The organism is Enterobacter sp. H2G27, from assembly GCF_054403075.1.
Window position 1 is genome coordinate 2772389 of the sequence record NZ_JBSVSI010000001.1, and the last position, 22956, is coordinate 2795344.

Here is a 22956-nt window from a genome sequence, read left to right on the forward strand (position 1 = left end):
GTTTTGAGGCTTAACGCCCCTCTTTTCTCACCCGCTCGATATGAATGGCGAGGAACATAATTTCTTCTGTTGTCAGCTCACGCTGATAGCTTTTGTTCAGGTGCTGGGCGATTTTCTCGGCGCATTTCCACGCTTTCGCGTAGTTGTCTTTTACTGCAGTATGCAGCGAGACATCGTCATCTTCCACCACGGTGCGGGTGAGCATCCGCTGGGCAAAAAACTTCAGGTGGGTGACAAAACGCTGATAGCTGAGCGACTCTTCGTCATACTCAAGCTGCAGCTGATACTTCACCAGCTGGAGGATCTCCTGCATCACCCGCGTCACGTGCATCACCTCCGGCATTTCGCTGTTCAGCTGCGCGGTGACCAGATGCAGCGCGATAAAACCGGCCTCATCCTCCTCCAGTTCGACGTTCAGGCGTCTGGCGATAATGGCCCGCGCCTCCTGCCCTAACTCGAACTCCTTCGGATACAGCCGTTTGATATCCCACAGCAGCACGTTTTTGATGGCCAGCCCGTTCTTCTGCCGCTCAATAGCAAAGTAGCAGTGATCGGTGAGGGTGATATACAAGCTCTCCTGAAGCTTGCCCAGCCGCTGCGTCGCCAGCCCGATGATGCGATCGCAGGTGGTCATCACCTCCAGCGGAATTTGACTCAGCAGCTCCCCAAGCCGACGCACCAGTTCATCGCTTTGTAATGCAAACACCTTTTCAACCAACGCGGTATCCAGCGCTTCACCGACGCGCTTCTGAAAGGCCAGCCCACGGCCCATCACCACCTGTTCGCGCCCGCGCTCATCCTGAACAACCACCACGTTATTATTGAGTATCTTGGCGATTTTCATCGGAACCCCAGAAACAAAAAAACCTGACCTCCGGCAGATGCCAGAAAATCAGGTTTTGCCTGCATAAGCAGTAACAATCCAGTTCTGGCACTCTATCAGTTTCATTCGTAGCCTCAATGCGTCACGCGTCAGAAACGTGACGCGGATCGAACTTGCTACGGTGATATCAGAAGGTCACCACCGTTTTCAGCTCGGTGACCCAGGCATCCTGGGTGCGGCTGACCCCGCCGGGATGATGCCAGTACTGAATGCCCGGCTGCAGCTCGAGCCATGACGCCGGACGAAAACGGTAGTAAAACTCACCGTTCAGGGAATGGCCCGGCACCGGGTGATACGCCGGATTGTCATAATCGCTTACGCCGCTCAGGCTGTTCAGGTAACGCTGGTTGCGGGCGTACTGGCTGCTCATATCAATCCAGGTTAAGCCAAAGCCAATCCAGTCTTCCGGTCGCGCATCAAACAGCCCGCGGTAGCGCAGCGAGGCGGCGTAAACCTGGTGCATGTAGTTACTGCTCTGATCCGCAAGGCTCATGCTGAACGAGGTACTCAACCCACGATTCGGATCGTCCTGATGCTGCGTTAGCTGCTGGTTCAGTCCGGCGTACATAAACCAGGTCCGGCTGTGCGTATCGAATCCGTCCGGGTCCGTCGCCCCCGCCCCACCCGATTTGCCGCGATAGAGATCGGTTTGCGGCGCGTTGGTAAACACCACGCCCAGGTTGTACGCGCCCGGCAGGCCGTTAATCAGCGGACGCGCTTCGATTTCAACCGGCAGTAAGATCCCTTTGCTGCCCTTCGTCGACCAGCTCCACGCATGGCTGCGGCTGGCGGCCTGCGGATTCTGCTCCATCACGCCGCCTTTTAAGGTCAGCGTCGGCGTGAGTTTATAGGCAAGCGTGGTGCCCCAGGTGTGCACGTTCCAGTTGTTCCAGGTCAGCGAGTTGGCGGACTTTCCGCCGCACTGGGACAGCAGCTGGAAATCACAGGGGATAATTTGATCGAAGGTTTGCACCTTGTTCATCATCCCTATGCGCCAGGTCAGACGCCGGTTGTCAAAGCTGCGGGCAAAGGTCAGCCAGCCCAGACGGGTAATCGACTGCCCGCCCCAGCTCTCCTGGGTCAGATCGTTGAAGTTGACGCGCGGGTCCTGCACGCGTTTGGTGGTGAGATCGTCATTGTGGTTGCGGTTAACGATGTTTCCCTCGATACGCGCGTCCGGGATACCGGTCCAGCGCTCCAGGTCCTGGTTGAAGGTCAGCGCGAACTGGTCAATATAGGCCACGTGGGAGTCGTGGTTATAGCCACCGCCGCCGTTCCAGCCGATCTCATTCAAATAGCCGAGATTGTACGTAAAGCCGTTATCATTGAGAATTTTACGCACACCGAGCATATTGCCGAGAAGCGGCGCCGGTGGAGCCTCAAAACCTAGTACCGTACCGTTCCAGTCTTGCGCCATCGACAGCGGGGATATCGCCAATAAGGCGAGCGCATAGAGTTTATTTTTATATGCCATGATAACAACCTGTGATTGAGTATTGAGTGCGTAACCGGCCGCAGGAAATTTTTCTATTTCCTGTCGATAATTCATTTTTTAAAATCATTAAAAAGCGCTAAGCCAAATGTCTCTCCTGCGTAAACGACAGGCAAAAAAAAACCTAAGCGCTCCACAGCGAAAATGCTGTGAAACGCTTAGGTTTTGCCTGTTAACCAGTAACAATCCTGCGTTGAAAACAGTGGCACCTTAACACCGTCGCGCCACGTTGAAAACCTGAACTGTTTTCTGTTTTAAAAAAGTGTGAGCAATTTAACGCTTATTATTTCGACTGAATTACCCGGGCAATATCAGCCGACGTCTGTAATGTCCGAATCTCCTGAAATAACCCCAGCGCTTCATCGTACTCTTTGCGTAAATAACTCAGCCACTGCTTAATTCGCGCGACGTGATACAAACCGGTATCGCCCTGCTTTTCCAGACGGCTGTATTTTTGCAGCAGCGTGACGACGTCTGCCCACGGCATTCGCGGTTCGTTATATTTCACCACCCGGCTGAGGTTAGGGACGTTCAGGGCGCCGCGACCGATCATTACCGCATCGCAGCCGGTGGCCTGCAGACAGGCCTGCGCGCTCTCGTAGTCCCAGATTTCGCCGTTAGCGATCACCGGAATAGAGAGGCGTTTGCGGATCTCGCCGATCGCATGCCAGTTTATGCGCTCGGCTTTGTAGCCGTCTTCTTTGGTGCGGCCATGCACCACCAGCTCGGTGGCTCCGGCCTGCTGCACCGCATCGGCGATTTCAAACTGCCGCGCGTCGCTGTCCCATCCCAGGCGCACCTTAACCGTCACCGGCAAATGCGCGGGCACGGCCTCGCGCATGGCTTTCGCGCCGCGATAAATCAGCTCAGGATCTTTCAGCAAGGTCGCTCCGCCGCCGCTGCCGTTCACCAGCTTCGACGGACAGCCGCAGTTGAGATCCACCCCGTAAGAGCCCAGCTCAACCGCGCGGGCGGCGTTTTCCGCCAGCCATTCGGGATACTGGCCGAGCAGCTGAATACGCACCAGCGTGCCGGAAGAGGTCCGGCTCTGGTTGTGCAGCTCGGGGCACAGACGGTAGAAGGATTTTACCGGCAACAGCATATCGACTACGCGCAGAAATTCCGTCACGCAGAGATCGTAGTCGTTCACCTCGGTCAGAAGCTCGCGCACGAGGGAGTCGAGCACGCCTTCCATTGGGGCCAGTAAAACACGCATAGCAGTACCTGTGAAAAAAGACGCGCTATAGTAGCCGCTCTCTATATCGCTGGGAAGCGCTTCTGTTCAGGGAGAAAGTCAGCCGGCGTTGCCCCGACAACGGCGCGAAACGCCGCCGCAAATGCCGCCTGCCCTGAAAACCCCAGCATCCAGGCCACCTGCTTAACCGGGTATCCGTTGGCGAGCAGGTCCAGCGAGGCACAAATCCTTGCGCGCTGTCGCCAGGCCCGGAAGCTAAAGCCAGTATCTTTGATAAACGCGCGTGAAAATGTGCGCTCAGACATCGCGGCCCGTTCCGCCAGCCTTTCCAGAGAAAGATCCCAGAGATTGTTGGCAATGATGTCACAGGCAACGCGATGTAAGCGCTCATCCACGGGCATCGGTAATTCGGCCGAGATTTGCTGAGCTTCACTGAGAATATCGAGCAGCAAAACGGCCATGCTGCGCTGAGTGGCTGGCCGGTATTCCGCACTGAACAGCCCGGCAATCAGCTCTTTGAACAACGCTGTCGCCATAATGACGTAAACCTCTTCTTTCCGTTTAAAAGATCCGCATTGCGATATCAGCGCAGGGCTAAACCAGACCGCGCGGAGCTCCGTTGCGGATAACACGCTGTAGGTATGCTCCTGAAAGGGAGGGATCCACAGCGCGCGCTGCGGCGGTATGACCCAACGCTTATTGCCGGTTTCGACCAGCATCACCCCTTTGATGGCAAACAAAAGCTGTCCCTGTGAATGCTGGTGAGGCGGATCCACTTCGCCGCGCGTATAGCTAATAGCCCCTCTGGACCATCCGATGTCATCGTCATGAATTGGCGTTTTATCGATAACGGTTGGCATTTCACATTCCTCCCTTCCACTTATGATGCTGCTTGTACATGTAACCGAAGAGAGACGCAATGCACATTCAATTTATCATTCATGAACATTTCGAAGCGCCGGGCGCCTATGAAATCTGGGGGAAAAGCCGCGGCCATACTCTGAGCTACACCAGAGTTTATCAGGGCGATCCTTTACCCGAGGAGCTGGGGACCACGGACCTGCTTATCATCATGGGAGGCCCGCAGTCCCCCGCTACCACGCCTGAGGAATGTCCCTGGTTCGATGCACAGGCGGAAAAGACACTCATCAGCCGCGCGATAGAGGCAGGTAAAACGGTGATAGGCGTTTGTCTTGGCTCGCAGCTTATCGGCGAAGCGCTGGGGGCAGCGTTTTGCCATAGCCCGGAAAAAGAGATCGGCAAATTTCCCGTCAGGCTCACCGATGCAGGCAAGGCGAACCCGCTGTTTGCGGATTTTGGCCACGAATTGAACGTCGGTCACTGGCATAACGACATGCCAGGGTTGACGCCGCAGGCTAAAGTGCTGGCTTACAGCGAGGGCTGCCCCCGTCAGATCGTGGAATATGGCGAACGGGTTTACGGTTTTCAGTGCCATATGGAGCTGACGCCGGAGGTTGTAGAGTTGCTGATTGAGCATTCGCAGAATGACCTCCGCCGCGCGGGTGAATTCCGTTTTGTCGAAACGGCGGAAAAACTCCGCTCGCATGATTATCGCGAAATGAACCAGGTGCTGTTTTCTTTTCTCGATAAACTGACCGCCTGACGCTGATGCCTTCTCTGGCGCGTTACTTCGCCAGTGCAATTCCTTTCCTCTAAACTATTGCCTGCACCAGTAAGATGATACCGGACGTTCCATTCCGGAATGTCTGGTATGCTCAAAATTCATGATGTGATCCGTGGCACATTTTTAGGTTTAATTGTATGATGAATGCGTTTCAGCAAGGACTATAACCATGAGCAAAACATTGAACATTATCTGGCAATATCTGCGCGCATTCGTCCTGATTTACGCCTGCCTGTATGCCGGGATTTTCATCGCGTCACTGCTGCCCATCACCATTCCCGGCAGCATTATCGGCATGCTGATCCTCTTCGTGTTGCTGGCGCTGCAAATCCTGCCTGCAAAGTGGGTCAATCCCGGCTGCTTCGTCCTCATTCGCTATATGGCGCTGCTTTTCGTGCCTATCGGCGTCGGGGTCATGCAGTATTTTGATTTGCTCAAGGCCCAGTTCGGCCCGATTGTTGTCTCCTGCGCGGTGAGTACGCTGGTGGTTTTCCTGGTCGTGAGCTGGAGTTCGCATCTGGTGCATGGCGAACGTAACGTGATTGGGGAGAAAACAAAAAAATGATGGCCAATATCTGGTGGTCGCTGCCGCTCACCCTCGCAGTATTCTTCGCCGCACGTAAGCTTGCCGCGCGTTTCAAAATGCCGTTGCTGAACCCGCTGCTGGTGGCAATGGTGGTGATTATTCCGTTCCTGCTGCTCACCGGCATTCCTTACGAACGCTACTTTGCCGGCAGCAAAATTTTAAACGACCTGCTGCAGCCCGCCGTTGTGGCGCTCGCCTTTCCTTTATATGAGCAGCTACACCAGATCCGCGCCCGCTGGAAATCCATCATTACCATCTGCTTTGTCGGCAGCCTGGTGGCGATGATCACCGGTACGTCGGTGGCGCTGTTGATGGGGGCCTCGCCGCAGATTGCCGCCTCTATTCTGCCTAAATCTGTGACCACGCCTATCGCGATGGCGGTTGGCGGTAGCCTCGGCGGTATTCCGGCAATTAGCGCGATGTGCGTTATTTTCGTCGGTATTCTCGGCGCGGTGTTTGGCCACAGCCTGCTGAACGGTATGCGCATTCATACTAAAGCGGCACGAGGTCTGTCGATGGGGACAGCTTCCCACGCCCTGGGCACTGCCCGCTGCGCGGAGCTGGATTATCAGGAAGGGGCGTTTAGCTCGCTGGCGCTGGTGATCTGCGGAATTATCACCTCCCTGCTGGCCCCGTTCATTTTCCCGCTGATTCTGGCGGTGATGGGCTAAAATTTGCGATGCGTCGCGCAAATTTCATTTTGCTTTCATAAGTTGCATGCATAATGAGAAGTGGATCACATATAAAGCCCTGGCGGCTCCGTAAACTACCGATCCATTAACCTTTATGAGGCAAACGCCATGCACCCACGTTTTCAAGCTGCTTTCGCCCAGCTTGCAGAGAATTTGCAGTCAGCCCTGGCTCCCGTTCTGGCAGATGCACACTTCCCCGCCCTGCTGACCGCGGAGCAGGTCACGATGCTGAAACAGGCAACGGGACTGGACGAAGACGCGCTGGCTTTCGCACTGCTACCCCTGGCTGCCGCCTGCGCGCGGGCCGATCTCTCCCACTTCAACGTCGGGGCCATTGCGCGCGGCGTCAGCGGAACCTGGTACTTCGGTGGCAATATGGAGTTCCTGGGCGCGACCATGCAGCAAACGGTTCACGCCGAGCAGAGCGCCATCAGCCACGCCTGGCTGCGCGGTGAAAAAGCCCTGAGCGCGATTACCGTTAACTACACTCCGTGCGGCCACTGCCGTCAGTTTATGAACGAGCTGAACAGCGGGCTGCAGCTGCGCATCAACCTGCCGGGTCGCGCGCCGCACACGCTGGGCGATTATCTGCCTGACGCATTTGGTCCGAAAGATCTGGAGATCAAAACGCTGCTGATGGACGATCAGGACCACGGTTTCGCCCTGTCCGGCGATGACCTGAGCCAGGCGGCGATTACCGCCGCCAACAAGAGCCACACGCCGTACAGCAAGTCCCCGAGCGGCGTGGCGCTGCAGTGCCGTGATGGCCGAATCTTCACCGGCAGCTATGCGGAAAACGCCGCGTTTAACCCAACGCTGCCGCCGCTGCAGGGCGCACTCAACCTGCTGAGCCTGAACGGCTATGATTATCCGGACATTCAGCGCGCCATTCTGGCTGAAATTGCCGATGCGCCGCTGATCCAGTGGGATGCCACCGCCGCAACGCTAAAAGCGCTGGGCTGTACGACGATTGACCGCGTACTGCTGGCGTAATCCTTCCGGCGGGCAAAAATGCCCGCCCGTTTGCTGAAAAACCCCTCAGTTGAGTCGCTGTTTCTTGCGCTAACCAGGCGGGTAAAGTAGCCTGAGTTAAATTTCACCTTCGGTACGAGCCATCTGCATGTTAAAGCGCGTTTTTTACAGCCTGTCTGTCCTGGTCGGCATACTGCTGTTGATCGTGCTGGGTCTCGACCGCTGGATGAGCTGGAAAACCGCCCCTTACATCTTTGATGACCTGCAGGACCTGCCGTATCGTCAGGTTGGCGTGGTGCTTGGCACCGCCAAGTATTACCGCACCGGCGTAATCAATCAGTATTACCGTTACCGCATTCAGGGCGCGCTGAACGCCTACAACAGCGGCAAGGTGAACTACCTGCTGCTGAGCGGCGATAACGCCCTGCAAAGCTACAATGAACCGGTGACGATGCGTAAGGACCTGATTGCTGCGGGCGTGGATCCGGCCGATATCGTGCTCGACTACGCCGGGTTCCGCACCCTGGACTCCATCGTGCGCACGCGCAAAGTCTTCGACACCAACGACTTCATCATCATCACCCAGCGCTTCCACTGCGAGCGCGCGCTGTTTATCGCCCTGCATATGGGCATTCAGGCGCAGTGCTACGCGGTGCCGTCGCCAAAAGATATGCTGAGCGTGCGCGTGCGCGAGTTCGGCGCCCGCTTTGGTGCCCTGGCCGATCTGTATATCTTTAAGCGCGAACCGCGCTTTTTAGGCCCGCTGGTGCCGATTCCGGCGATGCACGAAGTGCCGGAAGACGCGCAGGGTTACCCGGCCGTCACGCCCGAGCAGCTGCTGGATATGCAGAAAAAAGAGAAATAGCGGGACCGCCTTTATACTTTCTTTACGGCCGGCCTGACGCTTTTTATCTCCCCTTTACGTCTGCTCTTTTAAGCTGAGTTCACTGCCGCTACGGCTTCATTGAAGAATGACTATGAACTCGATAATGAATGCGTTTTTCCTCAAAAGTCTCCGCCCCTACTTTAACTTTCCCGGTTTATCACTCCCTGGCGCACTTAATTCTGGTCTCTGGCTGGATGAAAAAATTGACGCCCTGCAGCACAACGTTGCCGTGGAAGTGGCCGATTACCTGGAACGTTACCCGCAAACGAAACATGTTGACGTTTACCTGAACGATATCAACGGCACGATGCGCGGCAAGCGCCTCTCGGTAGAGAGCATGCTGAATCTGGAAAAAGGCTGTTATTTTCCGCTTTCCGTCTACTCAATGGACCAGAAGGGAAAAATCGCCGCCTCGCTTTATGATGAACCCGACCGGCTGTGCGTCCCGGTCGCCGGCTCTTTGCGCCCCTGTCCGCAGGATCCAGAGCACACGGCGCAGATCCTGCTGACGATGAAAGACAGCGACGGTAACCCCTGCCCGCTTGAGCCGCGCGCGATACTGCAGAACGTCGTGGCCCGCTTCCACCAGCACGGCCTTTTCCCGGTCATTGCCCCGGAAATCGAGTTCTATCTGACGGGACAGGGCGAACGCGATCCGCAAAATCAGGGCTGTTTTCACATGGATACCTCGTCGGCGCATGCGGCGCTGTTTGACGAGCTGGAACAGCTGGCCCACCTGCAGCGCATCCCGCTGTCAGGGGTCGTGGCGGAAGCCGAGTCCGGACAGTACGAATTAAACCTGAAGCACAGCCATCGCGTCGTTGAGGTCTGCGATAACGTGCTGGCGCTTCGTCGCCTGACCCGTTACGTTGCTGAAAAGCACGGTCTGCAGGCCAACTTTATGGCTAAGCCTTTCAGCCAGCTTGCCGGCAGCGGCCTGCACTTCCATTTCAGCCTGAACAATCGTCACGGCGAAAACGTCTTTGCTTCCCCGGTGAACGCGCTTAACAGCATGATACGTTTGTGCGTCGCGGGCCAGCTGGCGCTGATGCCCGCCTCCGTCGCCATTCTTGCGCCAGGCGTCAACGCGTTTCGTCGCCTGCGTAAAAGCCTGACGGAACCCGTCTTTAACTCCTGGGGCTATAACACCCGCTCCGCCGCCCTGCGTATTCCCTGCTCGGATGAGAGCAACCGTCGTATCGAATACCGGCTGGCCGGGGCCGATGCGAATCCGTATCTGGTGGCGGCCACTATCCTGACCGGCATGCTGTACGGGCTGGAACATATCGACGAGGGGGATCTCCCTGAACCGCAGCACGACCAACCGGAACTGCCGCTGTTCCAGCAGGAGGCGATTGAGGCCTTTGCCCGCTGTCAGTATCTCACCGACAGCCTGGGCGATGCCTTTTCCGAACAGTGGGTCGCCTGCAAGCTCTCTGAACTCGACTGGTTTGAGCGCATTGTGACCCGAGAGGAGTCCCATCTGGCATAGAGCATAAAAAAAGCCCGCTCGGTGAGCGGGCCGGGTATGGAGAGAGACGATTACTTCTTACGGGCGTACTTCAGTGAATCCAGCGCAACCGCGAAGATAATGATGGCGCCCTTGATGATGTACTGCCAGTACGGGTTCACGCCGATATAGGTCAACCCGTAGTTGATGACGGTGAAAATGATCACACCGGTCACCACGCCCAGTACCGTACCCACACCGCCGCTGAAGGAGACGCCGCCCACCACGCAGGCTGCGATCGCATCCAGCTCATACATGAAGCCGAGGTTGTTGGTTGCAGAGCCGATACGGCCCGCTTCCAGCATCCCACCGAAGGCGTAGAACACGCCGGACAGGGCATAGATGATGAGCAGGTTCAGAGCTACGTTAACGCCGGAGACTTTCGCCGCTTCCGGGTTACCGCCGATGGCGAAGATGTTTTTGCCGAAGCGCGTTTTGTTCCACAGGATCCAGACGAAGGCCACCGCAATCAGCGCATAGAAGGTGATGTACGACAGGCGGAAGCTGCCAAGCGCAATAAACCCTTGCGTAAAGGTCGAGAAGCCGCTGTCAAAGCCCGAGATTGGCGAAGCGCCGACGAAGTCGTAGTACAGGGAGTTGATACCGTAAACGATGATCATCGTACCCAGGGTGGTGATAAACGGCGTCACGTTCAGGTAGGCGATGATAATTCCGTTGATCAGACCAATCACCGCACCGATGGCGCAGACAATCAGGATCACCACGAAAATCGGCATGGTGGCCATTTCCGGGAAGACCTTGTTAGCGTTTTCCATCGACTGCAGCAGAGTTGCCGCGATAACCGCCGCCAGACCCACCTGGCGACCGGCAGAAAGGTCCGTCCCCTGGGTCACGATCAGGCCCGCCACGCCCAGCGCAATGATAATACGCACGGAGGACTGGGTCAGAATGTTACTCAGGTTCAGCAGGCTTAAGAACGTAGGGTCCTGGAAAATGATGATTGCCAGCAAGACTAAAAGAACAACGTAAATACCGCCTTCTTTCAGGTAAGTGAGAAAACTTTTTTTATTTAACGCACTCATGAGGAGCCCCTGATCTTAAAGGTGCAAAGACGCAAGACGCAAAATTTCGTTTTGCGTTGTCGTTTTGGTGTCAACAATACCGGCGACGAGACCATTGCTCATAACCAGAATACGGTCCGTGATCCCTAACAATTCCGGCATTTCGGAAGAAATAATAATGATCCCTTTATTCTTTTTCGCCAGCTCGGCAATCAGCTGATAAATTTCAAACTTCGCGCCGACGTCAATACCGCGGGTAGGTTCATCCAGCATCAGAATTTCTGGCTGGGTTAATAACCAACGGCCGATAATCACTTTCTGCTGGTTACCGCCTGACAGCGAACCAATTTGGGTGCGATGGCCTGGCGTTTTCACGCGCATGGAGTCAATCACCCATTGGGTATCGCTCTTCATGCGGGAATTATCCAGCAGTCCAACTTTGTTTTTATAGTTGCGAATGTTAGAAATTAACGAGTTAAAGTTAATATCCAGATAAGCATAAATACCGGTCGAACGACGCTCTTCCGTCACCAGCGCGAAACCATTATTAATAGCTTCGTTGGCGTTGTGGTTGTTAATTTTCTTACCGTGCAGCGTAATGGTGCCTTGAGCTTTCTCACGGATACCAAACAGGGTTTCGACGATATCGGTACGTTTTGCCCCGACCAGGCCGGCAATCCCCAGGATTTCACCTTTATGCAGGTCGAAGGAGACATCGCGTATAGACGGCTGACGTAACGAGGTCAGGTTGCGCACTTCCAGAATCACTTCACCCGGCTTGTTTTCTTTGTCAGGGAAGCGCTGGTTCAGGGAACGGCCGACCATCATGGCGATGATCTTGTCCATGTCCAGCCCTTCCAGCGGCTGCGTGGCAATCCACTGACCGTCGCGCAGGATGGTGATCTCATCGCACAGCTGGAAGATCTCTTCCATTTTGTGGGAGATGTACACAATGCCGCAGCCGCGATCTTTTAGCTTACGAATAATGGTAAAAAGGTGGTTAACCTCTTTTTCCGTTAATGACGATGTTGGTTCGTCCATGATGACGATTTTCGCATCATAGGAGAACGCTTTGGCGATTTCGATCATCTGCATCTGGGAGACGGATAATGTTCCCACGCGGGCGCGCGGATCGATATCAATATCCAGCTCGTCGAAAATCGCTTTGGTGTCGCGATACATTTTGTCCTGATCGACAAAGACACCTTTGGTTGGATAACGTCCCAACCACATGTTATCCATAACTGAACGCTGCAGCACCAGGTTTAATTCCTGGTGAACCATCGAGATACCGTTTTCCAGTGCTTCTTTCGCTGAATGGAAATCGATCTCTTTCCCCTGAAAAAGAATGCTGCCAGAATCTTTTTGATAGATCCCAAAAAGACATTTTAATAATGTTGATTTACCCGCACCGTTCTCCCCCATTAAGGCATGAATAGAGTGAGGACGAACTTTTAAATTAACATTATCGAGTGCCTTAACGCCGGGAAATGACTTGTTGATACCGCTCATTTCCAACAGGTATTCACCGGATGACTGAGTTGTTGTGCTGACCATAATTATACCTTGTTGGCCTCGCATATCGCGTTATAAAAGGGCGCAACGAATTGCGCCCAGTGGAGACAGTACCGCTAACTTATTTACCGATAAACTCAGCCAGGTTGGACTGGTCTACGCCCACGTAAGGTACGCGAACGATTTTGTTGTCAATTTTCCAGTTGGTGCCATCTGCCGCGCCTTTGCCGTCGGCGAGGTTTTTCGCCAGATCGAAGGTGGCTTTCGCCTGGTTGTTGGCATCGTTCAGCACGGTACCGGCCATCGCACCGGATTTAACCAGCGCCAGCGCTTCTGGCAGTGCATCCACGCCGAATACCGGGATTGAGGATTTGTTGTGTGCTTTCAGCGCTTCTACCGCACCCATTGCCATCGCATCGTTGTTGGCGATAACGACTTCGATTTTGTTGGCATTAGGGCCGGACAGCCATGCGTCCATCTTATCTTTCGCCTGAGCGGTATCCCACATCGCGGTATCTAACGCCAGCTGCTGGGTTTTCAGGCCCTTGTCGTTCAGCTCTTTGATAACGTAGGTAGTACGCGCTTCAGCATCCGGGTGGCCTGGCTCGCCTTTCAGCAGCACGAACTGAATCTGACCGTCTTTATTCAGGTCCCAGTTCGGGTTCGCCGCCCAGTGTTTCGCGATCAAATCGCCCTGAATAATACCGGACTCTTTAGAGTCAGTACCGACGTAATACGCTTTGTCGTAGCTATCCAGCGCCTTACGGGAAGGTTCTTTGTTGAAGAAGACGATCGGCACGTTCTGACCGCGCGCTTTTTCAATGACCGTGCCTGCTGCAGCCGGGTCAACCAGGTTGATGGCCAGGGCTTTCACGCCTTTCGCCAGCAGAACGTCGATCTGGTCGTTCTGTTTGGACTGGTCATTCTGGGAGTCGTTCATCAGCAGCTGAACGTCTGGCGCTGCTTTCGCATCTTTCTCAATCGCTTTACGCACAACAGACATGAAGTTGTCGTCGTATTTATAGATGGTCACACCAATACGGGTATCCGCAGCGTGCGCTGCTGCACCAAAAAGCATGCTTGCCATTACAGCAGACAGGGTCAACACCTTCTTATTCATGGTATCTCCGGTTTTTTTATGCAGGGTAGTTCTTGTGAATAACGATCGGCGGGCAGGTGTTAATAAAACGTTACTGACAGCCGAAGTTCACTTATAAAATTTCTCTCTTCCGTGTTCGGTAACGCTCCAGAAATGCGTTTTATTCGTTGTTTGCGGCACATTGGCTATAGTGAAAGTGAATAATCACTGTTACATAGCGTTTCAGCCCCTAAAACGCTGACATCATAGTCAGCGCCTTGTTAAGATACTGTGAATTTACTCACAGATTGAAAACGGTTACATCACCTGATCTAATCAGTTAGTGATCGGAACCACAATTTGCCGGGACGCGACGGAGTGGCGACGTACTAAAGTCGGCATGAAACAGTGCGTTGCGCCCGGATCCAGCAGCCCTGCCGCTCCCTGTAATGCCAGCTCAGTCGCCAGTTTCGCCATAGAGGCAATGGGGTAGCGCACCGTTGTGAGCTGCGGGTCGGTGTAACGGGCAATCGGGATATCATCAAAACCAATGAGTGATAAATGCTGTGGCACCGCAATGCCGTTATCCTTCAGTGCCGTCAGGGCGCCAGCCGCCATGCTGTCGTTATAGGCAAACACCGCAGAAAGCTGCAGATTGCGACCCAGCAGCTCCACCATTGCCGCCTCACCGCCCTGCATGTCCGGCGTGCCGGTCCCCACCCAGCTTTCGGATGGCGTAATGCCGTGCTCTTTCAGGGCATTTTGCCACCCCTCGCGCCGCAGTTCGTCATCTTCAATCTGATGGCTGGAGGCCAGATAACCGATCCGCTGATGCCCGTTGTTGATGAGCATTTTCGTGGCCATCATGGCGCCGCTGACGTTATCCAGCCCGACGCAGCGGTGGGCATAGCCGGGGACAATGCGGTTGATCAGCACCATGCCCGGGATCTGCTCCATCAATCCGGTTAGCTCTTCATCGCTCAAGGCTTTTGAATGGACAATCAGGGCGTTACAGCGCTGGCGGATCAGCACTTCAATGGCATGGCGCTCTTTTTCCGCCTCATGATAGCTGTTGCCGATCAGGACATATTTCTGATGCTGCTGTGCCACCATGTCGACCGCTTTCACCAGCGCGCCGAAAAAGGCATCCGAGACATCCATCACCACCACGCCGATGGTGTCGCTGACCTGCGTCGCAAGCGCCTGGGCATTGGCATTTGGCCGGTACCCGAGCTGGGTCACGGCTTTCATTACGGTTTCTCGGGTTTCAGGGCTGACCAGCGCGCTATTGTTCAGCACGCGTGAGACGGTAGCCACAGAAACGCCCGCCTGACGGGCGACGTCACGAATGGTGATCATATTCACCATCCTTCAAAGGATTGCAGCAACTCACAGACACCCCCTGTGTTTAGCAAGGTGGCTATTTTGGCAGCGAGAGAAAGGGGACTACGTGAAGAAGCTCACAGTCATGAAAACGCTTACATCCGTTTTGTTAATGATTGTGATCCAGATCGTTATCTGGATGTGTTTTTCAATGATACCCCTGAAGCATATGCGGTTAACTGACGCCACACCCACTCCAGCGGTCCCTGGCGGAAATAGCGTAGCCAGAAAACAGAAAACGCCAGGTTTACCACCCAGACCGGAATAACAAACGCCAGCAGCGTAAGGCGGTCGAATTTCATAAACAGGCCAAAACGATAGAAAAGCGTGGTACATATGAGCGTTTGCAGGAGGTAATTGCTCAACGCCATTCGGCCCACGCAGGCGATAGCGCTGACAATCCACAGGCGGGAAAGCGAGGGCCAGAAGCCATAGATCAGCGCCGCGTAGCCAATGGTCTGGAACGGCGCGCTCAGTTCACGCGGCACCTGGAGCAGGAACGCGCACCAGCGGTAATCCCAGTGGATATGCCACTGCACAATCACCGCCGGGAGGTTAATCAGCACGCCAAGCAGCACCAGACCGGTGCCTGTGCGACGATAGTGACGCAGGCTGAATTCCCCTTTCAGCCAGCCGGTGCGCATCAGTGACGCGCCCATCAGCATCATGCCCGCCAGCTGCCAGCCGTATTGCGCGCCCAGCGCGAGGAGGTTATCCCCCAGCATATCCGCGCGGTTGCTTATCGCTTCCGTACCGCCTTTCAGCTTCCAGAACTGTTCGTACTGCAGGTTAGCGGCATCCGGGATCCAGGCACGATTTGTCGTCTCCCCGGAGATCATCCCCAGCAATAGCAGGACGCCAAGCCCCATGACATAGAGCATCACGCCGGTGTTGAACAGGCTTTTAACGCTGTGCGCATCGCGGATCAGCCGCCAGCAGATGAGCCCGACTAACCCATACGCGAGAAGAATATCACCGTCCCAGAAGAACAGGCCGTGGATAAAGCCGAGGATAACCAGCAGCGTCAGGCGCGACTGGATCCAGCGCGTGCCGCGTTTGAGGAGAAGCTGCAGGCCTGCGCCAAACAGCAGGGCGAAGAGCGTGAGGAATTTGACCTGCGCAAAGAGATCGAGGATTGCCCAGGTCCAGGCATCACTGCGGGTGATGTCGCCATACCACGCGGGATTGAGATACGCCGCCTTCGGCAAACCGAAGGCGGTAATATTAAGCAGCAGGATACCGAGAATGGCGACGCCGCGAACAAAATCGAGCGTGACGTTTCGCTCCATGGTCCCTGCCCTGTAAGACTTAGTTGTGATGACGTACGGCGCGCAGGAACTCCTGGCGGGTATTCTGGCTTGACTTAAACAGGCCGCCCAGCGAGGTGGTGGTCGTTGCACTGGTCGCATCACGCACGCCGCGCGCCTTCACGCAGTAGTGAACCGCGTCGATAGAGACGGCCACGTTATTGGTGCCCAGCAGCGTTTGCAGCGCGGTCAGGATCTGCTGCGTCAGACGCTCCTGCACCTGCGGACGCTGGGCAAAGAACTGCACGATGCGGTTGATCTTCGACAGGCCAATCACCGTATCTTTGGGGATATACGCCACGGTCGCTTTACCGTCGATGGTCACGAAATGGTGTTCGCAGGTGCTGGTCAGCGTGATATCGCGCACCGTCACCATCTCATCCACTTTCATCTTGTTTTCAATGACGGTGATTTTCGGGAAGTTGGCGTAATCCAGGCCGGAGAAAATTTCGTCGACGTACATTTTCGCGATGCGGTGCGGCGTCTCCATCAGACTGTCGTCACTCAGATCGAGATTCAGCAGCTCCATGATTTCGGTCATATGACCGGCAATCAGACGCTTGCGGGTTTCATTGTCCAAATCCTGTACGGGCGGACGCAGTGGCGTTTCAAGACCGCGCGCAACCAGGGCTTCGTGGACCAGGGCAGCTTCTTTACTGAGTGATGACATTTTATTCTCCTGCAGGTGTGGCGTCTTTTGCCCTCGTTGTGGCAAAAGTATGCGCTCATTGTGCGTGAGGCGACGCACATAATCCAGTATTCACGACGATAATTATTGCAATTGCTGTTGCCTTTCAGCGTGACGATTCCAGACCAGCGCTCCTCCAACGAACAGCGCCATACCCGCCAGGCCAAGCGCGGGCTCCAGGCGGTGGGTAAACCAGGTTGATAACGCCGAGGTGACGGGGCCAATCAACTGCCCAATCGCATACCCGGTGGTGAGCAGGCCTGCCATATAACGCGTGTGGTCTGGCGCCAGCTCGCGGCCGTATAAAAGAGAGAGCTGCACGGCACACAAAAAGCCGCCGCCCACCAGCAGCCCGCCCGTCAGCAACCCGCCAATCCCCGGCAGCAGCCAGGCCGCCAGCACGCCTGCGCCCTGTAACCACAGTACGATCGCCAGCCTGCGGTTAGCCGTTGAGGTATGGCGTAACAGAATACTGAGCCCAATGCCCACTACGGCGGCGAGACCAAAAATCGGCCAGACGAACTGCGCAAACAGGCTGCCGGGAAAACGCACCGCCGCCATTTGCGAGAGGAAGGTCGCCGGGAGGATATATCCAAAGCCAGCCAGACTGTAGCTCCAGACCAGGCGTTTTAAATCCGCCGTCAGCACCAGCGGCTCTGGTGCGGTGCCCGGTCGATGGAGCTGCCCGGATCGCGGCAGGTAGCGCGCCACCAGCGCAATCAGCACCAGCGCCAGCACGCCGTAGATTTGCCATGCCGCCCCGGCCGAAAGGGATTTCGCCTGGATGTAGACGGCGAGCAGCCCGCTCAGGGCAATGCCCGCCCCCGGTCCGGCAAATACGGCAGCGCTCAGGCCCGGTTTACCCAACTGCCCAAGCCGTTCGTTAGTCCAGGCGGCAATCAGTACCATCGACCAGCCGCTCATGCAGCCAATCACAAAACGCAGCAGGCCGTGTACGACGGCGTTATCCGCCGCCGCGGAGAGCAGCGTCAGCGCCACCGCGCCGGTGATGCCAAGCCAGAGGCGCGTTTCCACAAAGCGGTGCGCGCGCATGGCATCCCATGCGCCCACCAGATAGCCCAGATAGTTCATCGCCGCGACCAGACCCGCGCTGGTCAACGTAAGCTGCCCGGCAGCAATCATCAGCGGCACCTGAGGCGTAAAGGCAAAGCGTCCTATCCCCATCGCCACCACCAGAACGACAAACCCACTGAGCGCAATACGCAGCGCCATGACCGCTCCAATTGTTAAAGAAAAGTAAATTTATGATGCAGCATCTGGCCGTCAGGCGAAAGTGAAAGTTGCTCACAGGTCAATGAAAAGGCTGTATTATGGTTTTTATGAATACGCATTCTCATTAAGGAGCCCTGCATGGAACTGCTCGAAGAGCACCGTTGTTTTGAAGGTCGACAGCAGCGCTGGCGGCATGACTCCACCGTCCTGAACTGTGCGATGACGTTCAGCATTTTCCTGCCGCCGACGGAAAATCCGCCGGTTCTGTTCTGGCTTTCAGGCTTGACCTGCAATGACGAAAACTTCACCACCAAAGCGGGGGCGCAGCGTATTGCTGCCGAGCTGGGTATTGCGCTGGTGATGCCTGACACCAGCCCGCGCGGCGATGATGTGGCCGACGATGCGGGATACGATCTGGGCAAAGGCGCCGGGTTTTATGTCAATGCGACCGAGCAGCCCTGGGCGCGCCATTACCGCATGTATGATTACATTCGCGATGAACTTCCTGCGCTGGTGCAGTCGCAGTTTGCGGTTGGCGAGCGCTGCGCGATCAGCGGCCACTCGATGGGCGGACACGGGGCGCTTATCATGGCGCTGAAAAATCCGGGGAAATACGTCAGCGCGTCGGCCTTTGCGCCGATTGTGAACCCAACGCAGGTGCCGTGGGGGCAGAAAGCCTTCACGAACTATCTGGGTGAAGATGAAGCGAAATGGCTGGAATGGGATAGCAGTGCGCTGATGCTGGCCAGCAGCTCAGCAAATGCGATCCCGATGCTTATCGATCAGGGTGATGCGGATCAGTTCCTCGCCGGACAGCTGCAGCCTGCGGTGCTGGCAGAAGCGGCACGCCAGAAAGACTGGCCGCTGACGCTGCGCATTCAGCCGGGATACGATCACAGCTATTACTTCATCGCGTCCTTTATTGAGGATCATCTTCGCTTCCATGCGGAGCATTTGTTTGGCTAAGTGCAGCCGATTGCCGGGTGGCGGCTTCGCCTTACCCGGCCTACATTCGTGGGTTTTGTAGGCCCGGCAAGCGAAGCGCCACCGGGCATCCAGGCTACATCAGAACTTATAATCCACGCCGACAAAGTAGCGACGGCCATCTTCCGTGTAGCTGTAATCGTCACGGCTCAGATCTTTGTCCAGCAGGTTCTGCACGCCCGCGCGTAGCTTAACGGCTTTCGTTACCTGCCACGCGGCGCCGGTATTCCAGATGACATAGCCACCCGGCGTTGGAGCACTGCTGGTCAGCGCGCGTTTCTCACCGGTGTAGTTACCCTGAACATAGAACGACCAGTCCTGCGTTGCCTTCCAGTCAACGGTTCCGTTGGCGGTGTGGAACGGCAGATCGGACAGCGGCTTGTTGCCGCCGTTGCTGATATCACGACCGTCGTTGTAGGTGTAGTTCAGCGTCACCTTCCAGTCTTCAGCAACCGGGAACTTTACCTCTGTTTCCACCCCGCGGATGCGCGCCTTGTTTACGTTGTAATACCGGAAAATCGGTTCACCGTCAGCATTCAGTCCAACATAGTTAGTGTAGCCCTGGGCCTGTTTCGCATTGGCCGTACGGCTGATGCTGATACGGTCATCCACATTATTCTGGAAGGTGGTGACGCTGGCCTGCACGCCCTCTAACCAGCCCTCTTCCCCACTGTAGTACAGACCGAATTCAAAGCTCTCGCTGGTTTCCGGCTTCAGGTCCGGGTTACCAACAATCTCACAGGCACCGCGGCACGAGCCGGTGACCCAGTCCGGGCTCAGCTGCAGCAGAGACGGCGCTTTAAACGCGGTAGCCCAGCCCCCTTTCACCGTTACGGTATCGGTCGCGTTGTAGACCAGATAGGCGCGCGGGCTCCAGTGGTCGCCGTAGGTATCATGGTCATCCATACGGATGCCGGTGGTCAGCGCCAGAGGTTCAAAGATACGCCACTCATCTTCAAGGAACAGGGCATACTGGCTTGTCGACGTACTGCTGCTGGAACCGCCCGTCAGGTTGACAGGATCCTTCAGCTTATCGTGACGCCATTCGCCGCCGAAGGTCAGCAGCTGGTTGATTTCGCCCAGCGGCAGCACGTATTTCCCGTCCACCGCGTTGCTCTCGGAGGTGATCGGATTGCTGTTGCCCGGGTTCTTGTTATCTACCTTTTCGCCGTAAACCTTCAGCTCGCTGTTGCCGACGCCCCAGCGGCCGTTGTGGCTGAGCGAGTAGTTCTGCCGCTCAAGGCGGTTTTTGTCGAGGGAATCCGAGTCACGATCCTGACGGTCGAAGCCGTAGCCCGCCGTAAAGTCGTGGTTTTCAGACGGTGTCCAGGCGAACTCCACATTCGCATCGCGGCTGGTGAAGCCCTCAATGCGCGGCGTTTCACCGCTCGCCGTGGTAGAGGACTTCTGCTGACCGTCTTTCTCACGCTTCGCGAGGCTACCGTAGGCTTTCAGCCCCAGCAGACCGTCCACCAGCGGACCGCTGGTATAGAACTGACCGTTATACGTGTCGCCACGGTCGCGATGTTCCTGAATTGTGGAATCGGCGCTCAGGGTGCCCGTCCATTTCTGGCCGATTTTTTTGGTGATAATGTTCACCACGCCGCCCAGCGCATCGGAACCGTACAGAGAAGACATCGGTCCGCGCACCACTTCGATTCGTTCGATGGCGTCAACCGGCACCCAGTTGAGGTCGAAATCATTATGGCGGAACACCGCGTTACGGGAATTGACGCGCTTGCCGTCGATCAGGATCAGCGTGTAGCTGCTGTCCAGTCCACGGATACTTACCCCTTTACGGTTGTCCCCTTCGCTCGTGAGCTGAACGCCCGGCACATCCCGTAACACATCTTTCAGGTTCTGAACGGGTTTGCGCTGCAAATCTTCCTGGGTAATCACGCTGATGCTTGCCGGTGCGTCTTTCAGGTTTTGCTCGGTCGCGGAGGCCGTGACAACCATTGTGTCGCCGGATTCCGCTGCGATAACAGGCAGGGCCAGGGACATTGCGGACGCACAAAGTCCTCCCCTGACGAAGGGATTCAACCTAAACATTCCATATCTCCATGAGGTAAATACAACTAAATCAAATCATCATTGCTCACAGCGTCTTCCCTGCCGCCCACATCTGCGGTGGGTCGGTGACACGCTTATTTGTGATAACGATAAAGCAAACGATAATTATTATCAATTAAATTGTTAAGAAATATATCTTTGTTTCAGGATACGGGAATAAAAAAACCCGCTCGAATGAGCGGGTTAAAAGAGAGGAAGTGCGGTTATTGTTTAAATCGTTCCGGGAATTCCATTTCACTGTAGCGAACGAATTTTGTTCCTTTCGTCAGCTTGTAGCCAAACCAGATAACGAGGAACAGCGGAATACCAATGTAGGTCGCCGTGACGGCGCCCCAGTCAATGGTGTCCGCCAGGAACGCTTCATAGTTCTGTCCCAGCGTAATGATCAGGCACAGAATGAAGGCGAAAATGGGACCCAGCGGGAAGAACCCTGAGCGATACGGCAGCTGGTTAACGTCATAACCCTGTTTGACGTAGCCACGGCGGAAACGATAGTGGCTAATGGCAATCCCCAGCCAGGCAATAAAGCCCGTCATCCCGGAGGTGTTAAGCAGCCACAGGTACACCGTCTGGTTGCCAAACATAGAGGTCAGGAAGCACAGACCGGCGATCACCGTAGTGGCGTACAGCGCGTTACGCGGTACGCCGCCACGGGACAGCTTCGCGAAAATACGCGGCGCTTTACCGTCGCATGCCAGCGTGTAGAGCATACGGGTGGACGCGTACATCCCGGAGTTACCGGCTGAAAGCACAGCGGTCAGGATAACGGCGTTCATCACTGCCGCGGCAGAAAGCAGACCGGCGTGCTGGAAGACCAGCGTGAACGGGCTAACGCTAATGTCTTTAACGTCATTACGCAGCAGGCTTGGATCGGTGTACGGGATGATGAGGCTGATAATCAGGATCGCGAACACATAGAACAGCAGGATACGCCAGAAGACCTGACGAACCGCGCGCGGAATATTCTTCTCCGGGTTCTCTGACTCACCGGCAGCGATACCAATCAGCTCGGTCCCCTGGAAGGAGAAGCCGACAATCATCGCCACGCCAATCATTGCCGACAGTCCACCGGCAAACGGCGCATCGCCTGTTGTCCAGTTACTCCAGCCCGCAGGTTCTGCGCCTTTGAAAATACCAACGATCATCGCCACACCGACGACGATAAAGATGATGACGGTTGCCACTTTGATCAAAGAGAACCAGTATTCCGCTTCGCCGAAACCGCGCACGGAGATGTAGTTCAGCAGGAAAATAACGGCCAGGAACAGGGCGCTCCAGATCCAGCCCGGCGTATCCGGGAACCACCAGTTCATCACCAGCTGTGCGGCAACGAGGTCAACGGCGATAGTGACCGCCCAGTTGTACCAGTAGTTCCAGCCCAGCGCGAAGCCAAAGCCTTCTTCAACGTATTTTTGACCGTAGGTCGAGAACGAACCGGATACCGGCATGTACGCGGCCAGTTCGCCAAGACTGGTCATCAGGAAGTACACCATCAGGCCAATCAGGATATAAGAGAAAAGTGCCCCACCCGGGCCTGCTGCCGAAATCGTTGCGCCAGAGGCAACGAAAAGACCTGTACCGATGGAGCCGCCAATGGCGATCATCGTCAGGTGACGCGCCTTGAGTTCACGACGTAGCGTGGGCGCTTCTGTGGTTTTAATTTCTGAAACCATATGAAAATGCTGTCCATTTAATAAATGAGGCGCGATTGTAGCAGACGATCCGCGTTCCTTCCGGCAGAAATACTCAGTTATAAGAGAGCTTCATGACTCGGCCAGGATTATAAGTAAAGCATAATTTTTCCCTCTCCCC

General features: G+C 55.6%; 20 protein-coding genes. 7 read left to right on the top strand and 13 right to left on the bottom strand.

Annotated features, from left to right (window positions below):
• Window positions 1-10 precede the first annotated feature (10 nt).
• From licT to ACW9E7_RS13145, 4 genes are all read right to left on the bottom strand, one after another.
• A complete protein-coding gene (gene licT, locus ACW9E7_RS13130) occupies window positions 11-844 on the bottom strand; it encodes a BglG family transcription antiterminator LicT (protein ID WP_115875840.1) in 834 nt (277 codons plus the stop codon).
• A gap of 166 nt (window positions 845-1010) precedes the next feature.
• On the bottom strand, window positions 1011-2300 hold the full coding sequence (locus tag ACW9E7_RS13135) for a carbohydrate porin (RefSeq protein WP_252093315.1): 1290 nt from the start codon (window positions 2298-2300) through the stop codon (window positions 1011-1013).
• 358 nt (window positions 2301-2658) lie between these two features.
• Window positions 2659-3591 carry a tRNA dihydrouridine(16) synthase DusC gene (dusC, locus tag ACW9E7_RS13140; protein WP_133294811.1) on the bottom strand — a complete coding sequence of 311 codons (933 nt, stop codon included), beginning with the start codon at window positions 3589-3591 and terminating at the stop codon, window positions 2659-2661.
• Between the two features lie 41 nt (window positions 3592-3632).
• The gene (locus tag ACW9E7_RS13145; RefSeq protein WP_133294812.1) at window positions 3633-4430 is read right to left on the bottom strand and encodes an AraC family transcriptional regulator; all 798 of its coding nucleotides are present in this window, start codon (window positions 4428-4430) and stop codon (window positions 3633-3635) included.
• A gap of 59 nt (window positions 4431-4489) precedes the next feature.
• On the opposite strand from ACW9E7_RS13145, the gene ACW9E7_RS13150 reads away from it, so the two are divergent.
• The 6 genes from ACW9E7_RS13150 (at window position 4490) to ACW9E7_RS13175 (ending at window position 9843) form a co-directional block, all read left to right on the top strand.
• Window positions 4490-5194, top strand: a complete 705-nt coding sequence (locus ACW9E7_RS13150; RefSeq protein WP_133294813.1) for a type 1 glutamine amidotransferase — start codon at window positions 4490-4492, stop codon at window positions 5192-5194.
• A gap of 190 nt (window positions 5195-5384) precedes the next feature.
• A complete protein-coding gene (locus tag ACW9E7_RS13155; RefSeq protein ID WP_111965323.1) occupies window positions 5385-5780 on the top strand; it encodes a CidA/LrgA family protein in 396 nt (131 codons plus the stop codon).
• Window positions 5777-6472 (top strand): CidB/LrgB family autolysis modulator, encoded by a 696-nt coding sequence (locus ACW9E7_RS13160; RefSeq protein ID WP_111965322.1) that lies wholly within the window; start codon window positions 5777-5779, stop codon window positions 6470-6472. Before ACW9E7_RS13155 ends, ACW9E7_RS13160 begins: the two co-directional genes overlap by 4 nt.
• Before the next feature lie 129 nt (window positions 6473-6601).
• Window positions 6602-7486, top strand: a complete 885-nt coding sequence (cdd, locus tag ACW9E7_RS13165; protein WP_348942956.1) for a cytidine deaminase — start codon at window positions 6602-6604, stop codon at window positions 7484-7486.
• A gap of 127 nt (window positions 7487-7613) precedes the next feature.
• Window positions 7614-8330: an outer membrane permeability protein SanA gene (gene sanA / locus ACW9E7_RS13170; protein ID WP_008500918.1), complete on the top strand. Its 717-nt coding sequence runs from the start codon at window positions 7614-7616 to the stop codon at window positions 8328-8330.
• Window positions 8331-8454: 124 nt separating this feature from the next.
• Window positions 8455-9843 (top strand): glutamine synthetase family protein, encoded by a 1389-nt coding sequence (locus ACW9E7_RS13175; RefSeq protein WP_271368678.1) that lies wholly within the window; start codon window positions 8455-8457, stop codon window positions 9841-9843.
• Between the two features lie 50 nt (window positions 9844-9893).
• On the opposite strand, the gene mglC is transcribed toward ACW9E7_RS13175, so the two are convergent.
• The 7 genes from mglC to ACW9E7_RS13210 all read right to left on the bottom strand — a co-directional run bounded on the left by mglC (window position 9894) and on the right by ACW9E7_RS13210 (window position 18087).
• Complete coding sequence (mglC, locus tag ACW9E7_RS13180; protein ID WP_008500921.1) at window positions 9894-10904, bottom strand: galactose/methyl galactoside ABC transporter permease MglC; 1011 nt, start codon at window positions 10902-10904, stop codon at window positions 9894-9896.
• A gap of 15 nt (window positions 10905-10919) precedes the next feature.
• A complete protein-coding gene (gene mglA / locus ACW9E7_RS13185) occupies window positions 10920-12440 on the bottom strand; it encodes a galactose/methyl galactoside ABC transporter ATP-binding protein MglA (RefSeq protein ID WP_047174129.1) in 1521 nt (506 codons plus the stop codon).
• Window positions 12441-12519: 79 nt separating this feature from the next.
• The gene (mglB, locus tag ACW9E7_RS13190) at window positions 12520-13518 is read right to left on the bottom strand and encodes a galactose/glucose ABC transporter substrate-binding protein MglB (RefSeq protein WP_008500923.1); all 999 of its coding nucleotides are present in this window, start codon (window positions 13516-13518) and stop codon (window positions 12520-12522) included.
• A gap of 294 nt (window positions 13519-13812) precedes the next feature.
• Window positions 13813-14835, bottom strand: a complete 1023-nt coding sequence (gene galS, locus ACW9E7_RS13195; RefSeq protein ID WP_458727895.1) for an HTH-type transcriptional regulator GalS — start codon at window positions 14833-14835, stop codon at window positions 13813-13815.
• Window positions 14836-14990: 155 nt separating this feature from the next.
• Entirely contained in the window at window positions 14991-16148 is a 1158-nt protein-coding gene (gene yeiB / locus ACW9E7_RS13200; RefSeq protein WP_458727896.1) for a DUF418 domain-containing protein YeiB, read from the bottom strand.
• Between the two features lie 19 nt (window positions 16149-16167).
• Window positions 16168-16836: a GTP cyclohydrolase I FolE gene (gene folE, locus ACW9E7_RS13205; RefSeq protein ID WP_023312471.1), complete on the bottom strand. Its 669-nt coding sequence runs from the start codon at window positions 16834-16836 to the stop codon at window positions 16168-16170.
• Between the two features lie 102 nt (window positions 16837-16938).
• Window positions 16939-18087, bottom strand: coding sequence for a YbfB/YjiJ family MFS transporter (locus tag ACW9E7_RS13210; protein ID WP_458727897.1), 1149 nt, complete (start codon window positions 18085-18087; stop codon window positions 16939-16941).
• Window positions 18088-18225: 138 nt separating this feature from the next.
• Between ACW9E7_RS13210 and fghA the strand changes: the two genes are divergently transcribed.
• Window positions 18226-19053: an S-formylglutathione hydrolase gene (gene fghA, locus ACW9E7_RS13215; RefSeq protein WP_111965316.1), complete on the top strand. Its 828-nt coding sequence runs from the start codon at window positions 18226-18228 to the stop codon at window positions 19051-19053.
• A gap of 99 nt (window positions 19054-19152) precedes the next feature.
• On the opposite strand, the gene cirA is transcribed toward fghA, so the two are convergent.
• Both cirA and ACW9E7_RS13225 read right to left on the bottom strand, forming a co-directional pair.
• Window positions 19153-21123 carry a catecholate siderophore receptor CirA gene (gene cirA / locus ACW9E7_RS13220; protein WP_115875854.1) on the bottom strand — a complete coding sequence of 657 codons (1971 nt, stop codon included), beginning with the start codon at window positions 21121-21123 and terminating at the stop codon, window positions 19153-19155.
• 224 nt (window positions 21124-21347) lie between these two features.
• The gene (locus ACW9E7_RS13225; RefSeq protein WP_133294820.1) at window positions 21348-22817 is read right to left on the bottom strand and encodes an amino acid permease; all 1470 of its coding nucleotides are present in this window, start codon (window positions 22815-22817) and stop codon (window positions 21348-21350) included.
• Between the last annotated feature and the right edge of the window lie 139 nt (window positions 22818-22956).

Excerpts from the sequence above, each read along its gene's own strand:
- licT (WP_115875840.1), bottom strand. The coding sequence starts at position 844 with ATGAAAATCGCCAAGATACTCAATAATAACGTGGTGGTTGTTCAGGAT.
- ACW9E7_RS13135 (WP_252093315.1), bottom strand. The coding sequence starts at position 2,300 with ATGGCGCAAGACTGGAACGGTACGGTACTAGGTTTTGAGGCTCCACCG.
- dusC (WP_133294811.1), bottom strand. The coding sequence starts at position 3,591 with ATGCGTGTTTTACTGGCCCCAATGGAAGGCGTGCTCGACTCCCTCGTG.
- ACW9E7_RS13145 (WP_133294812.1), bottom strand. The coding sequence starts at position 4,430 with ATGCCAACCGTTATCGATAAAACGCCAATTCATGACGATGACATCGGA.
- ACW9E7_RS13150 (WP_133294813.1), top strand. The coding sequence starts at position 4,490 with ATGCACATTCAATTTATCATTCATGAACATTTCGAAGCGCCGGGCGCC.
- ACW9E7_RS13155 (WP_111965323.1), top strand. The coding sequence starts at position 5,385 with ATGAGCAAAACATTGAACATTATCTGGCAATATCTGCGCGCATTCGTC.
- ACW9E7_RS13160 (WP_111965322.1), top strand. The coding sequence starts at position 5,777 with ATGATGGCCAATATCTGGTGGTCGCTGCCGCTCACCCTCGCAGTATTC.
- cdd (WP_348942956.1), top strand. The coding sequence starts at position 6,602 with ATGCACCCACGTTTTCAAGCTGCTTTCGCCCAGCTTGCAGAGAATTTG.
- sanA (WP_008500918.1), top strand. The coding sequence starts at position 7,614 with ATGTTAAAGCGCGTTTTTTACAGCCTGTCTGTCCTGGTCGGCATACTG.
- ACW9E7_RS13175 (WP_271368678.1), top strand. The coding sequence starts at position 8,455 with ATGAATGCGTTTTTCCTCAAAAGTCTCCGCCCCTACTTTAACTTTCCC.
- mglC (WP_008500921.1), bottom strand. The coding sequence starts at position 10,904 with ATGAGTGCGTTAAATAAAAAAAGTTTTCTCACTTACCTGAAAGAAGGC.
- mglA (WP_047174129.1), bottom strand. The coding sequence starts at position 12,440 with ATGGTCAGCACAACAACTCAGTCATCCGGTGAATACCTGTTGGAAATG.
- mglB (WP_008500923.1), bottom strand. The coding sequence starts at position 13,518 with ATGAATAAGAAGGTGTTGACCCTGTCTGCTGTAATGGCAAGCATGCTT.
- galS (WP_458727895.1), bottom strand. The coding sequence starts at position 14,835 with ATGATCACCATTCGTGACGTCGCCCGTCAGGCGGGCGTTTCTGTGGCT.
- yeiB (WP_458727896.1), bottom strand. The coding sequence starts at position 16,148 with ATGGAGCGAAACGTCACGCTCGATTTTGTTCGCGGCGTCGCCATTCTC.
- folE (WP_023312471.1), bottom strand. The coding sequence starts at position 16,836 with ATGTCATCACTCAGTAAAGAAGCTGCCCTGGTCCACGAAGCCCTGGTT.
- ACW9E7_RS13210 (WP_458727897.1), bottom strand. The coding sequence starts at position 18,087 with ATGGCGCTGCGTATTGCGCTCAGTGGGTTTGTCGTTCTGGTGGTGGCG.
- fghA (WP_111965316.1), top strand. The coding sequence starts at position 18,226 with ATGGAACTGCTCGAAGAGCACCGTTGTTTTGAAGGTCGACAGCAGCGC.
- cirA (WP_115875854.1), bottom strand. The coding sequence starts at position 21,123 with ATGTTTAGGTTGAATCCCTTCGTCAGGGGAGGACTTTGTGCGTCCGCA.
- ACW9E7_RS13225 (WP_133294820.1), bottom strand. The coding sequence starts at position 22,817 with ATGGTTTCAGAAATTAAAACCACAGAAGCGCCCACGCTACGTCGTGAA.